Origin of the sequence: Gordonia ajococcus (genome assembly GCF_012974285.1) — a bacterium.
Lineage (GTDB): Bacteria > Actinomycetota > Actinomycetes > Mycobacteriales > Mycobacteriaceae > Gordonia > Gordonia amicalis.
In genome coordinates this window covers 307,993-320,660 of the sequence record NZ_CP052884.1, presented here as the reverse complement: position 1 = coordinate 320,660, position 12,668 = coordinate 307,993, and the positions used below count along the sequence as shown (strand labels likewise).

13 protein-coding genes are annotated in these 12,668 nt (G+C 66.6%); 8 read left to right on the top strand and 5 right to left on the bottom strand.

Annotation, left to right across the window (positions count from 1 at the left end):
- Window positions 1–15 precede the first annotated feature (15 nt).
- Window positions 16–567, bottom strand: coding sequence for an LppA family lipoprotein (locus tag GAA2_RS01360; protein ID WP_232513049.1), 552 nt, complete (start codon window positions 565–567; stop codon window positions 16–18).
- Between the two features lie 140 nt (window positions 568–707).
- Between GAA2_RS01360 and GAA2_RS01355 the strand changes: the two genes are divergently transcribed.
- From GAA2_RS01355 to GAA2_RS01340, 4 genes are all read left to right on the top strand, one after another.
- On the top strand, window positions 708–1,034 hold the full coding sequence (locus tag GAA2_RS01355; protein ID WP_006435206.1) for a WXG100 family type VII secretion target: 327 nt from the start codon (window positions 708–710) through the stop codon (window positions 1,032–1,034).
- A gap of 39 nt (window positions 1,035–1,073) precedes the next feature.
- The gene (locus tag GAA2_RS01350; protein ID WP_006435207.1) at window positions 1,074–1,298 is read left to right on the top strand and encodes an amphi-Trp domain-containing protein; all 225 of its coding nucleotides are present in this window, start codon (window positions 1,074–1,076) and stop codon (window positions 1,296–1,298) included.
- A 347-nt stretch (window positions 1,299–1,645) separates the two neighbouring features.
- Complete coding sequence (locus tag GAA2_RS01345; RefSeq protein ID WP_096272791.1) at window positions 1,646–3,250, top strand: MFS transporter; 1,605 nt, start codon at window positions 1,646–1,648, stop codon at window positions 3,248–3,250.
- Window positions 3,247–4,068: a universal stress protein gene (locus GAA2_RS01340; RefSeq protein WP_006435209.1), complete on the top strand. Its 822-nt coding sequence runs from the start codon at window positions 3,247–3,249 to the stop codon at window positions 4,066–4,068. Before GAA2_RS01345 ends, GAA2_RS01340 begins: the two co-directional genes overlap by 4 nt.
- A gap of 92 nt (window positions 4,069–4,160) precedes the next feature.
- On the opposite strand, the gene GAA2_RS01335 is transcribed toward GAA2_RS01340, so the two are convergent.
- Complete coding sequence (locus GAA2_RS01335; protein ID WP_191834667.1) at window positions 4,161–4,868, bottom strand: YoaK family protein; 708 nt, start codon at window positions 4,866–4,868, stop codon at window positions 4,161–4,163.
- A 213-nt stretch (window positions 4,869–5,081) separates the two neighbouring features.
- On the opposite strand from GAA2_RS01335, the gene GAA2_RS01330 reads away from it, so the two are divergent.
- Entirely contained in the window at window positions 5,082–5,780 is a 699-nt protein-coding gene (locus GAA2_RS01330) for a GNAT family N-acetyltransferase (RefSeq protein WP_006435211.1), read from the top strand.
- A 47-nt stretch (window positions 5,781–5,827) separates the two neighbouring features.
- Here the strand turns inward: GAA2_RS01330 and GAA2_RS01325 are convergent, their stop codons facing one another.
- Entirely contained in the window at window positions 5,828–6,787 is a 960-nt protein-coding gene (locus GAA2_RS01325) for a hypothetical protein (RefSeq protein ID WP_024498759.1), read from the bottom strand.
- Between the two features lie 137 nt (window positions 6,788–6,924).
- Here GAA2_RS01325 and GAA2_RS01320 point away from each other — a divergent pair, with 137 nt between their 5' ends.
- On the top strand, window positions 6,925–8,670 hold the full coding sequence (locus tag GAA2_RS01320) for a DUF3556 domain-containing protein (protein WP_096272796.1): 1,746 nt from the start codon (window positions 6,925–6,927) through the stop codon (window positions 8,668–8,670).
- Between the two features lie 33 nt (window positions 8,671–8,703).
- Here the strand turns inward: GAA2_RS01320 and GAA2_RS01315 are convergent, their stop codons facing one another.
- On the bottom strand, window positions 8,704–9,846 hold the full coding sequence (locus GAA2_RS01315) for an acyl-CoA dehydrogenase family protein (RefSeq protein WP_006435214.1): 1,143 nt from the start codon (window positions 9,844–9,846) through the stop codon (window positions 8,704–8,706).
- A 362-nt stretch (window positions 9,847–10,208) separates the two neighbouring features.
- On the opposite strand from GAA2_RS01315, the gene GAA2_RS01310 reads away from it, so the two are divergent.
- Window positions 10,209–10,679, top strand: coding sequence for a hypothetical protein (locus GAA2_RS01310; protein ID WP_006435215.1), 471 nt, complete (start codon window positions 10,209–10,211; stop codon window positions 10,677–10,679).
- A gap of 19 nt (window positions 10,680–10,698) precedes the next feature.
- Here the strand turns inward: GAA2_RS01310 and GAA2_RS01305 are convergent, their stop codons facing one another.
- Window positions 10,699–11,601, bottom strand: coding sequence for a helix-turn-helix transcriptional regulator (locus GAA2_RS01305; RefSeq protein WP_006435216.1), 903 nt, complete (start codon window positions 11,599–11,601; stop codon window positions 10,699–10,701).
- Window positions 11,602–11,777: 176 nt separating this feature from the next.
- Here GAA2_RS01305 and GAA2_RS01300 point away from each other — a divergent pair, with 176 nt between their 5' ends.
- Window positions 11,778–12,599: an SDR family oxidoreductase gene (locus GAA2_RS01300; RefSeq protein ID WP_006435217.1), complete on the top strand. Its 822-nt coding sequence runs from the start codon at window positions 11,778–11,780 to the stop codon at window positions 12,597–12,599.
- The last annotated feature ends 69 nt before the right edge of the window (window positions 12,600–12,668 follow it).

Genomic DNA, 12,668 nt, shown 5'->3' with positions numbered 1-12,668 from the left:
GCAAGATCCGTGGAGTCAGCCCGGCGACGAGGCGTTCGATCCGTCCGCGGCCGGCGGAGTCACCGCTTCCGCGGGGCCGGCGGGGAGCCTGCACGGCGTCCGGATCGACAGTAGCGCTGCCTCGAAGGTGCCGAACTTGACGGAACCGTTCTCGTCGTCGGAGAACCGGACCTCTCGGTCACCCGGCTGATTTCGTGTCCACGTCTCGTTCGTCAACCCCGCCGCGGCAGCGGCAGAACGCACGATCTCCACGGCTCGGGGCCACTGCTCTTCGCTGATCGGCACCGGGGATGTCCGACGGTCGAGCTGGACGGTCCTGCCGTCGGTCTCCAGCCACTCGCCCGAGCAGGGGTTCCGGTAGTCCGGGAACAGGTTGTCCGGCGGATTGGTCGATTCGAACCTCACGCCGGGCGCGATCACCTCGACCTGCTCGACGATCGCCTCCCGCATGGCGCGGAAATCATCCAGGGTCGCTTCCAGGCTCGGTAGCCCGCGAAGCTGCCCGTTCAACTCCGCCACTCTCGCCGCGGACACGTCGTCCGACGGTCCGAACGTCGCTTCGTCCACCGCGGAGCACCCCCCTCCACACAGAACGGCCGCGAGTACCACCGCAACCCATCCCGCACGCATCACGTAACCCCCGACCGGCTCTGCGGGTAGCCTGCTACCTGCACCAGAAACATACTTCAACGCACGGGGGTGCCGGTATGTCTGCTCACGAGTCAGAGGTCGATCCCGAAGTTCTGTGGCACTCCGCCCGAACCATCACGACGACCGCCGACCTTGCGGAGACCCATCTCAAGAGCAGCGATGCGGCGGTGGCCTCGTGCGGTCGCGGCTGGTCGACCATGGCGTCCGCGGGCTTCGACGAGTTCGTGGACCGCTCGGACCGATTCACCAGAGACCTGTTGCAGAAGCTCGCGGACCTCGAGCAGAGCACCCGGGCTGCAGCCGCACAGTACGAACGCACCGACGCCGCCAGTGGTCGGGAGATCGCCGCGACCGCTGGAGATTCCCGTCTTTTGAACCTCTGAACCTTGACCGCCGGCGTGTCATCGGCTCAGATGAAACGCATGGGCGACGAACTGTTCGAGCACAAGACCAAGACCACGCTGACCCGCGAAGAAGCGGCCCAGCGGCTTCGCGACCTCGCCGATGCGATCGCCCGGCACAATGAGGTGTCGTTCGTCGCCAACAACAAGACCGTGCGAATCGACGTCCCCCCGCAGGTCAAGCTCAAGGTCGAGTTCGAGCGCGGCGAGAAGGAATCCGAGATCGAGATCGAGATCTCCTGGTAGCCCCGCTCCCGACCGCCGATGCCCGGTCGGATTCGGTCCAGTCCTCGGTGATGCCTCTCGCCGATCGGCTCGACGACGCCAGTACCCACACCGCGCCGCCCAACGCGTAATCGTCGACCTGCGCGCTCGCGTCGAGGAGCGTCGAACCGACCCGCTCGGAGTCGGCGATCCTCGTCGTCAGAACAAATGCCCCGCGACTGAGGCGTCGAACACAGCAGGAACAATCCCGCTTAGTTGCGTGTTACAACCTTCACGTCTGCCTTTAGTTGCAGCTTTCAACAATTTGCCGTCCACGTGCGCGAACATCGCCGGCAGCACGCGGACGCGTACCGCGGAGGTATCAGAGTATGAGCGCACCCGCCGCCGGGCCGGTGGAGGTCGAGGACATCCCGATGACCCATCGCCAGCGAATCGAGGCACTGGTCGGCCTCCTGCTGGGGATGTTCGTCGCCTTCCTGTCCTCGACCATCGTCTCCAATGCACTGCCGACGATCATCACCGATCTGCACGGCACACAGAACCAGTACACCTGGGTGGTCGTCGCGACCCTCCTGGCGTCGACCGCCACCACCCCGATCTGGGGCAAGTTCGCGGATCTGGTGAGCAAGAAGCTGCTGGTGCAGATGTCACTGGCCCTGTTCACCATCGGATCCGTCCTCGCCGGGACCTCGCAGTCCGTCGACATGCTCATCGGGTTCCGTGTGATCCAGGGTCTGGGTCTGGGCGGTTTGCAGGCGTTGGTCGTCATCGTGGTGGCAACCATGTTCAGCCCGCGTGAGCGCGGTCGCTACCAGGGTTCGATGGCCGCGGTGATGTCGGTCGCCACGGTTGCAGGTCCGCTGATCGGCGGGCTGATAGTCGACACCAGTTGGCTCGGCTGGCGCTGGACCTTCTACGTCTGCGTGCCGCTCGCCGTCGCGGCACTGCTGGTCATCCAGCGCACGCTGAACCTCCCCGTGATCCGCAAGAAGGTCAGCATCGACTACGGCGGCGCTGTCCTCATCGCCGCGGGTGTCAGCATTCTGCTGATCTGGGTGACCCTCGCCGGGAAGAGCTTCGACTGGGCGTCGGCGGCGTCCTACGCACTCGTCGCGCTGGGGCTGGTGCTGCTGGCGGCCGCGGTGTTCGTCGAGTCGCGGGTGAGCAGCCCCATCATCCCGTTGCATCTGTTCCGCGATCGCACGACGACGCTGGCCACGCTGGCAAGCGTCGCCGTCGGTGTCGCCCTCTTCGGTGGTGCGGTGTTCCTGGGTCAGTACTTCCAGGTCGCCCGCGGCTACTCGCCGACCGCGGCGGGCCTGCTCACACTCCCGATGATCATCGGCTCGATGGTCTCGGCGACCATCTCCGGACAGATGATCACCCGCTTCGGACGCTGGAAGGTCTACCTCGTCGCCGGTGCGGCGCTGATGACGGTCGGCTTCGGACTGCTGGCCACGATCGACGCGCACACCGACATGAGGATTCTGGGTGTGTACCTGTTCGTCCTCGGTATCGGTATGGGTATGACGATGCAGAACCTGGTGCTGGCGGTCCAGAACAACGTCAGCCCCGCGAACCTGGGTGCGGCCACCTCGACCGTCACGTTCTTCCGTTCGCTCGGCGGCGCGTCGGGTGTGTCGGTGCTGGGTGCGGTCCTGTCCAGCCATGTCTCCGACCTCATCGCGCAGGGGCTGAGTGCAGTCGGCATCAACGCCGGGCAGACCGGCGGCTCGCAGGCCGGCTTGTCGAACCTGAACGAGTTGCCCGGCCCGATCGCCGATATCGTCCGCGGCGCGTACGGTGATGGCACGGCCCGCATCTTCCTGGTCGCCGGAATCATGGCGGCGCTCAGCCTCGTCGCCATCTGTTTCATCAAGGAGGTCGCCCTCAAGACGATGAGCAGCGATGAGGAGCGCCGGGCCGAGGCCGCCGCGGCCGCACTGACCACAGAGGACACCAGTCCGCGATGAAGACGATCGCGGTCGGGCTCGACCACAGCCAGGAGTCGGAAGCCGCCGCACGATGGGGTGCGGCGGCTGCCGTCCGTCGCGGCGGGCGGCTGCTGCTCGTCCACGGATACGCTCCTGCGGGCGCCGCACAGGGCCTGGCCGAGTTCGACATCGAGAACATTCGCGATGCCGCGCTCGCCCGGGCGGACGCGGTCGCGAATTCCCTTCGCGCCGACCATTTGCAGCTACGGGTGGACACGCTCGTCAGGCCAGAGCTCCCGGTCCCGTTGCTGCTGCAGGTGTCGGAGCACGTGGACCTGCTGGTCCTGGGGCACCACCGCGCGAACTGGCTGGAACGACTCACCTCCGGAAGCGTCAGTGCGATTCTCACCGCACGGTCGAAATGCCCCGTCGTCACCGTGCCTTTCGGCAATGTGTGCTTCGACGGCCCGGTCGTCGTGGCGGTCGACGTCGACGCGCCGTCGGATCAGGCCATCAAGACCGCCTTCGAGCGGGCACGCGACATCGGCCAGCGGGTGACCATCATCTGCGCGATACCCGACGACGCTGCGCCAGAACAGATCTCCGATGCGTACGCGCGCGCCGACACCCTCCTGGACCCGTGGCGGCGGCAGTACCCGGACTGCCCCGTCAACGTTCAGCTCGTCAACGGCGATCCCCATCGCTCGCTCGCCGAAGCCGTGCCGCAGGCGTCACTTTTGGTGATCACCCGACCGCGCGCCGGTACCGCCTTCCCGGTCTGGACCACCTCGGTGACCCGCGCCGCCCATCACGCGGCGCGACACCCGATCGCGGTGGTCGATCACTCCGCGTCCTGACTTCCGAGAGTTCGGATCAGCCCACCTGCGGAGGCACTCCGCCGGGATCAGGTTGCGTTTATGCCCGCGACCCGGGACAGAACGCAACCTGATCAGACGCCCGCCTGCTCACCAGCACCTGCCGACGCAAGCACGTATCCGCACACCACGACGACCGCGCTGATGACCGCGGCGACCGCGAACACCGACCACAGCGCGACCTTGACCAGCAGCGCTCCGACCAAGGCGCCCAACAGGATTGACACGATGGCCGCGGATCGACGGTTCACGATCGTCGCGCGACCGGGCCGTGCGAACATGTCGATCGCCCATGCGGTGATCGTCGACGTCACGACGACGGTCGTCACGTCAGCGACACCGATACTGCGTGCGGCCGCAGCCTGCATGCCCATCGCGCACGCGGTCATCCCGACGGCGAACATCGCTGCCACATGCTCCGTCGACTGTGCCCAGATGATGACCGCGGTACCGGCGACCAGCGACGCCGACACCGCAAGCACAGCGGTCAACCGCGGACTCCACCCACGCCGATCCGACCGTAGGAACAGGCTCGCCAACCCGGCGCCGAGGATGAACGCGACGAGGGCGAGCGCCACGGAGAACACCGGCAGTCCGTCGGCGCCGGCAGCACCCATCCCGAGGATCAGGACGTTCCCGGTCATGTTCCCCAGGAACACGGTGTCGAGACCGAGGAAACCGCCGGCGTCGACGACGCCGGTCGCGAACGTCAGCACGAGCATCAACGCGAGGTCTCGGGCCGCTTCCCGGTCAGCGCCGGGGGAACTGTCACTCGTGGTCAAGCGCGGCTCCTTCGGCCCTGGATCTCGCCGTCGACGCACGGCAGATCGTCGTGACCAGCACTGTTCGGTCGCTCCGATCGTAAGGCGGCGAGCAGCCGGATGTCCGGCGAGTCCGGTTCCCGCGTGTGCGTTTACATCCCGAGCGCTCGCGGTCATCGTGGTCGGCGCACGGCCGGGTATCGTCGTCGTGTGGTCGGAAGCGTCGACGAATCCATGAGCGGTACAGAGCGTTCCGGCCACCGGCAGCTCGGCAACCCGGCACGTGCTGCCCTCACCGGCCCCCATGCGCGGTTCGCCGAACGTGTCGGCACCGCGCTGCGGTACCACCCCGATGTCTGCCCGATGGCGGCCCTGCCGGACGACCCGACCCCCGGCGACTGGGCCGACGCCGCCCGACTGGTCGGCCCCGGCGGTTCTCTCTTCATCCCCGTCGTCGCCGACGCCCCACCGGCGGAATGGCAGACGACCATGCGTCGACCCGGGGTGCAGATGATCGACGCAGGCGTGTCCGCGGAACCCGACGCCGAGGCGGTCCCCCTGGCCGCGGGCGACGTACCGGAGATGATCGACCTCGTCCGGCGCACACGTCCCGGACCGTTCCGTCCGCGCACCATTGAGATGGGCACCTACCTCGGCATCCGGCGCGGTGGGCGGCTCGTCGCGATGGGTGGCGAACGACTCGCCCTACCGGGTTACACCGAGATCAGCGCGGTCTGCACCGATCCCGCGCACCGCGGCGAAGGACTTGCGTCACGACTGGTTCTCGCCCTCGCCCACGGCATTCGACAGCGTGGCGCCACCCCGATACTTCACGCGGACGCGACCAACGTGAACGCCATCCGCCTGTACGAGCAACTGGGTTTCGAGATCCGCGCGGAAGTGCTGTTCCAGGTGATGCTGGCCCCTTCGTGACGTGCGCTCCGCAAGCTCCGGGCACTCCTCAGGGAGCAGGTGACGCGCTACGCGGCATCACTTTGTTTCAGCGACTTCGCCAGCGGCGCGATCTCGTCCAGGTAGATCGCGGCCAGAACACCGGACTCGTCGGCGAGGTTGCGCACGCGGTCACTCTCCGCGCGGTCCCGTTCCGCGTCGACCACGTGCTCGAATTCGTCTATGGCACTGACCCGCTCGAGCCAGGACTGCTTGTCCTGACGCTGTTGGATGCGGGCGACGATCTGCTCGTACTCGGCGAATGCCTCGACCCGCGCGACGAGGCCGTCAAGCCGACCGGACAGCAGCCTCGACTTCTCCGCGAACGTCGCGATCACCTCGTCGTCGACGCCGAGATGTCCCGCGGGCGCGTCACCGAGGATGGCCAGCTGGTCGCGCAGCCCGGCCGCTGCGGTCGTGATCGCGGTGGCCTCTCCGACCAGGTCGACGCGCACGGAATGCCGGTCGAAGAAGTCCAGCTTCCACGCCGGATAACGGCTGACGCTGTCGGCGACGAGCGCCGTGGTCCAGACGATCTTCCCGATGCGATCCTTGTTGAGTTGTGCGAGTTCGGTCCAGTCCCCGAGCCGGTCGCGAGGTTCCGCCTGGCCCGCCTCGTCCGGATCGGAGTTGCCCGGACTCCGGTTGTGCCAGAGATCGAGAGCAAGGACGAGGTAGTCGTTCGCGCCACCCGCCGGGCTGCGGGTCCACTGCCCCTCGATTCGGCGCTGTACCGACTGACACGACGCCCACCGCGTGGCCTGGGCCAACCGCAGCTCGTCGGCGAGTTCGCCCAGTGCATCGGTCGACGGTCGAACAGCGACGTGCGACGCCTCGACCGGGGAGTCGTTCCGCTCGGCTCGACGCCGCGCGCGGTCGTCTCTCATCCCGGTGAACATCGCCGAGAACGCGCCGACGGCCAACGACATCAGCAGGACGAGAGCCACCACGACCACCACCACGAAGACGGCCCCGGCGACGAACATCATGCTTCCAGTGAACCACTCGGCGACGCTTACGTGGCCTGTTCGCGACTGGCATCTACCACGCGAGGATGTCGGCCACAGCCAGGCCACACCACCGATCTCGCCCCAAGCAATCGCTTGGTTTGTTACGTTCGGCAACGATGGGATTCCTGAAACAGACCACTCCCGACATCGACTTCCCGACCTGGAGCCAGGGCACGCGCGCGGAGAAGATCCGACCGATGGCGCGGCACTGGGCCGAGGTCGGGTTCGGGACCCCGGTGGCACTGCACCTGTTCTATGTCGGCAAGATCCTCGCCTTCATCCTGATCGGCTGGGCGATCGTCATCACGACGCCGGGCATCGACGGCTTCCTCGACGTCACCGCCTGGTACAACGAGCCGATCGTCTTCCAGAAGGTCGTGCTCTACACGACGCTCTTCGAGGTGGTGGGTTTCGGCTGCGGGTTCGGCCCGCTGAACAACCGCTTCTTCCCGCCCTTCGGCTCGATCCTCTACTGGTTGCGCCCCGGGACGATCCGTCAGCCCCCGTGGCCCCGGATCCCACTGACCGCGGGTGACGCCAGGACCCCCGTCGACGTCCTGCTCTACGGCGCGCTGATCGTCGTCGTGCTGATCGCCCTGTTCAGCCCCGGTTCGGGCGCCGTCCCCGAACTCGACACCACCGTCGGCGTCCTTCCCGCGTGGCAGATCTGGACGATCCTCGGACTCCTCGCCGCGATCGGACTCCGGGACAAGACGGTCTTCCTGGCCGCACGCGGCGAGGTGTACGGCGCGCTGACGGTGACGTTCCTGTTCGGCGGCGTCGACATGATCATCGGCGCCCAACTCTTGTTCCTGTGCATCTGGCTCGGCGCGGCGACGTCGAAACTGAACAAGCATTTCCCCTTCGTCATCGCGACGATGATGTCCAACAACCCGATCTGGCGGTCGCCGAAGATCAAACGCAAGTTCTTCGAGGACTTCCCCGAAGACCTCCGACCCGGACGCCGGTCCCGTTGGATCGCCCACTTCTCCACGGCCGTCGAAGGACTCGTCCCGATCGTGCTGTTCTTCTCGCACGGCGGGTGGGTCGGCGGGATCGCCGCCGCGATCATGCTCGTCTTCCACTTCGGCATCCTGTCGTCGATCCCGATGGGAGTCCCGCTGGAGTGGAACGTCTTCATGATGTTCGGCATCCTCGCGATCTTCGTCGGCCACCCGGGCATCGGGCTCACCGACCTCGAATCCCCGTGGCCGCTACTACTGTTCGCGGTGTCGGCGACGACGGTGGTCGTCGGGAACCTGATGCCGCGCAAGGTGTCCTTCCTGCCCGGCATGCGGTACTACGCGGGCAACTGGGACACCGGACTGTGGTGCATCAAGCCGTCGGCGTCGGCGAAGATCGAAGCGGGCATCGTGGCCATCGCGTCGATGCCGGCGGCCCAACTCGAACGGTTCTACGGCAGTCCCGAAGCCGCCCAGATCCCCCTCTACATGGGATATGCGTTCCGCTCCTCCAACAGTCACGGCCGCGCACTCTTCACGCTCGCACATCGCGCCATGAGTGGAACCCCCGAGGAACAGTACGTACTCACCGACGGCGAACGGATCTGCAGCACCGCGATGGGCTGGAACTTCGGCGACGGCCACCTCTCCAACGAGCAGCTCATCGAATCACTCCAGCGCCGTTGCCGATTCGAGCCGGGCGAGGTGCGGATCGTCCTGCTCGACGCCCAGCCGATTCATCGTCAGACGCAGGAGTACCGCCTGATCGACCCGGCGATCGGCGTCTTCGAGAAGGGCTACGTCCGGGTCGCCGATCTCGTCACCCGCCAGCCGTGGGACGACGAGGTCCCGACGACAGTGACATGGCGCGCCGATGGTGGCCGCACTGATCCTGCCTGAGGCCGCCTGCCGTCGGCGCGACCGGTCCCGGACTCACAGGGTGCGGGCGATGATCTCCTTCATGATCTCGTTGGTTCCCGCGTAGATCTTCTGCACGCGGTTGTCCGCCCACAGGCGGGCGATCGGGTACTCGTTCATGTATCCGTAGCCGCCGAACAGCTGGAGGCATTCGTCGGCGACCGCCATCGCCCGGTCGCTCGTCCACCATTTCGCCATTGCGACCGTGGGGATGTCGAGCTTTCCGTCGATGTGCTTCACGATGCAGTCGTCGACGAAGACACGCGCTATCCGTGCCTCGGTGGCCGCTTCGGCGAGTTTGAACTTGGTGTTCTGGAAACTGAAGACAGGCCGGCCGAATGCCTCGCGCTCCTTGGTGTAGGCGATCGTCTCGGAGACGGCCTTCTCCATGCCGGCCACCGAGGCGACCGCGATGATCAGCCGCTCCTGTGGCAACTGCTGCATCAGCTGGATGAACCCCTGACCTTCCTGCTCACCGAGCAGGTTCGACGTCGGCACCCGGACGCCGTCGAAGAACAGCTCCGATGTGTCCTGTCCGCGCTGCCCGATCTTGTCGAGGACCCGTCCGCGACGGAACCCCTGCCGGCTGGATTCGACGAGGATCAGGGAGATGCCCTTGGCACCCTCGGACGAGTCCGTCTTGGCGACGACGATGATGAGGTCGGCCTGGCCGCCGTTGGTGATGAAGGTCTTCGAGCCGTCGATGACGTAGTCGTCACCGTCGCGGATCGCCCTGGTCTTGACGTTCTGTAGGTCGGAGCCGGTACCCGGTTCCGTCATGGCGATGGCGCCCACGACCTCCCCGCTGGCCATCTTGGGGAGCCACGTCGACTTCTGCTCCTCGGATCCGTACGCGAGGAGGTAATGCGCAACGATGCCGTTGTGGAGGCTGACGCCCCATGAGCTGTCGGCCACGCCGGCCTGCTCCTCGATGAGCACCGCCTCGTGCGCGAACGTGCCCCCGCCGCCGCCGTACTGCTCGGGGATGGACATACACAGAAGCCCCAGTTCACCGGCCTTGAGCCACAGGTCGCGATCGACATGGTGCTGCTCGATGAACTTCTCGGTGTTCGGCTTGATCTCTTTCTCGCAGAAGCTTCGCGCCAGTTCACGCAAAGCGCTGATGTCGTCGTCCTCCCAGGGGGAACGTTCAGTCACAGGGGTCAGCCTTTCGTCGCGGGACCGTCGACGCCGATCGTAACATTGAACGATGTAACGGTTGGCGCACCGCGCATCGCCGCGCCTCGTGTACGGGAGAACGCGGGCGATCAGGCCGCGGCGTGTCCGAGGTGCGCAACCGGGAGTCGTACGTCATGATCGGATGCACACGCCGAGATCAGCGGCCCCCGTGCCCGATCGTCGTGCGCGTCGAATCGACGCCGGGTCCCGCGCGCGCCTTCCCCCGCCTTCGGATGCTCAAATCGACTGCTGTCCAATATCTTTCCGACGCGTCGCGATGCAGAACGATCCGAAATCGGTCACACTGTGAGCACACCAGCCTTCGCCGAGAGGGGTCAGTTGTGACCAGGATCTTCGATGCAACCACTTGGGGAGCCGAGCTCTGTGCCGCCGGCGACGACGTCCTCGCCGGCGAGGTCTCACTGCGTGAGGAATCCCTGAGGCGCAAGGTCGCGTTCTACCTCGACGCCGAGGGACTCCCCTTGTGCCAGTCCTCGTGCGACCCGTCGCAGTGGCATCCGACGCTGGTGACCCGGATGACCTCGGTGGTCGTCTCCCATGGGCGCGCCGTCGTCTCCATCGATGCGGCTCTCCCGTTGCACTCGTCGATTCTCGACATCGCTTTCCCCGGAGCAGGTTCTGGTGGCTCGATGATGGACATCACCATCGTCGACCTGTCCCGGCACCGCCGTACCCTGCACGCCGAGGTCCCGTCACATCTGGTGGTGACCGGCACCATCGCCGTGGCACTCTCTCCCGTCGGGTCGGCGCTGCGCACCGCGCCATCGGGACGCACGATCGGGATCGGCTGACCTCGCCCCCGGCGCCCGCTCAGGCGTTCCCATCGGGGATCTGCGGGACCGTCGACTCCGACGCAGTCGCCGCCGACGGTTCGTCGGCGATCCGGGACAACAGCTGCAGCGCATGCCGGGACGCGGACTCCGGCTCGGTCCGGTAGACGAAGATCGTCTGCTCGGGATCGTCGCCCGGGCTCAGGGCTTGGTAGGAGACCGTCAGATCACCCACCACCGGATGGTGGTACCGCTTGGTGCCGACGCTCCGCTCATGCACGCGGTTGCGCGACCACAGCTTGACGAATTCCGGGCTGTGGATGGACAGTTCACCCACCAGAGCGCCGAGCCGCGGATCGTCGGGATGCTTGCCCGCATCCATGCGCAACATGGCAGCGGTGTCCGCGGCGACGCCGTCCCAGTCGACGTACAGGTCGCGCGCGTGGGGGTCGAGAAAGACGAATCGGGCCTGATTGCGTTCTGCCGCAGGCCGGTTCTCGAAATCGGCGACCAGGAGTCCGGCGAGTCGGTTGTGGCCCAGCACATCCAGGCGGCGCCCGAGTACGAACGCTGGTTGCAGTGCGGCGTCGAAGGTCTCGAGCAGTTCGAGCGTCGACGCGTGGAGACGCTGCGGCTTGTCGGCACGGCGTCGGCGAGTCGGTTCGCGACGGGCGATCGTGTGCAGGTGGTTGCGTTCACTGTCGTCGAGTTGCAGTGCGTCGGCGAGTGCGTCGAGGACCTCCAGCGACGCACTCTTGCTCCGCCCCTGTTCCAGCCGCGTGTAGTAGTCGACGCTCACTCCGGCGAGCATCGCCAGTTCCTCACGACGCAGGCCGTTGACCCTGCGACGTCCCACCTCGGCTATCCCGGCGGCGTCCGGTGACAGCCGACCGCGGGCCGCGCGAAGGAAATCGGCGAGTGACGGTTCGAGTTGATCGGCCATGTTCCCATCCTGCGGACTCGTCTGACCTGCGTCAAAGGGTGAGGGTGGCCCAGTTTGTCCCAGGAAGAACTCTCTCTTCACCGATGGCTGCCGGGTCGTGACGATGGATGTCATCGCCTCGACGGCGATTCACCACCACCCCAACAGGAAGTGAGTAGACGAACATGTCTGTCTAGATGATCACCGGAGCGGGCCGCGGACTGGGCCTCGAGATCACACGAGCCGCCCTGCAGGCCGGCGACCACGTCGCGGTCTGCGCACGACGCACCGACTCCATCCCCGACGACGTCCGCAACCACCCCGATGTGTTGCCGGTACCTCTCGACGTCACCGACATCGGCCAGGTCGCGACCGCAGTCGCGTCCGTGATGGAGCGGTTCGGAACCGTCGACGTCCTCGTCAACAATGCCGGACGCGGCCTCCTCGGCGCCGTGGAGGAGATCACCGATGCCGAGGCGCGGTCGGTGTTCGACGTCAACGTCTTCGGGCTCCTCAACGTCACCCGTGCGGTCGTACCACTGATGCGCGCGGCCGGCCGGGGCAAGCTCGTCCACATCGGGTCGCGCGGCGGCTTCGAGGGCGAGCCCGGCGTCGCACTCTATTCGGCGACCAAGTTCGCGGTCGCGGGTATCAGCGAATCCCTCGCCGGTGAACTAGCGCCGTTCGGAATCCAGAGCACGGTCGTCGAACCCGGCGTGTTCCGCACCGATTTCCTCGATGCCAGCTCGCTACAGTTGCCGGCGAATCAGGTTGCCGCATACGACGGTACGCCCGCACACGCGACTCTCGAGTGGGCCGAGGAGACCAACCATTCCCAGCTCGGCGACCCGGTCAAGGGTGCCGCGTTCATCCACCGGATCGTGTCGTCGGACGATCCACTGCCCCTGCATCTTCCGGTGGGCCAGGACGCACTCGACCGACGGGTGGCGATCACCGAACGCATCGAGAAGGAGATCGCTCCGTTGCGTGCGGCATCCGCTGCCACCGCGTGTGACTGACCGGCACCCGGAATCGCCACCTCACGTCCAGAATCGCAGCTGCCCAGCGGGATTCCCACGGAGGTGGCG

Coding starts and splice junctions, on each gene's coding strand:
- GAA2_RS01355 (WP_006435206.1), top strand. CDS start 708: ATGTCTGCTCACGAGTCAGAGGTCGATCCCGAAGTTCTGTGGCACTCC.
- GAA2_RS01350 (WP_006435207.1), top strand. CDS start 1,074: ATGGGCGACGAACTGTTCGAGCACAAGACCAAGACCACGCTGACCCGC.
- GAA2_RS01345 (WP_096272791.1), top strand. CDS start 1,646: ATGAGCGCACCCGCCGCCGGGCCGGTGGAGGTCGAGGACATCCCGATG.
- GAA2_RS01340 (WP_006435209.1), top strand. CDS start 3,247: ATGAAGACGATCGCGGTCGGGCTCGACCACAGCCAGGAGTCGGAAGCC.
- GAA2_RS01330 (WP_006435211.1), top strand. CDS start 5,082: ATGAGCGGTACAGAGCGTTCCGGCCACCGGCAGCTCGGCAACCCGGCA.
- GAA2_RS01325 (WP_024498759.1), bottom strand. CDS start 6,787: ATGATGTTCGTCGCCGGGGCCGTCTTCGTGGTGGTGGTCGTGGTGGCT.
- GAA2_RS01320 (WP_096272796.1), top strand. CDS start 6,925: ATGGGATTCCTGAAACAGACCACTCCCGACATCGACTTCCCGACCTGG.
- GAA2_RS01305 (WP_006435216.1), bottom strand. CDS start 11,601: ATGGCCGATCAACTCGAACCGTCACTCGCCGATTTCCTTCGCGCGGCC.
- GAA2_RS01300 (WP_006435217.1), top strand. CDS start 11,778: ATGATCACCGGAGCGGGCCGCGGACTGGGCCTCGAGATCACACGAGCC.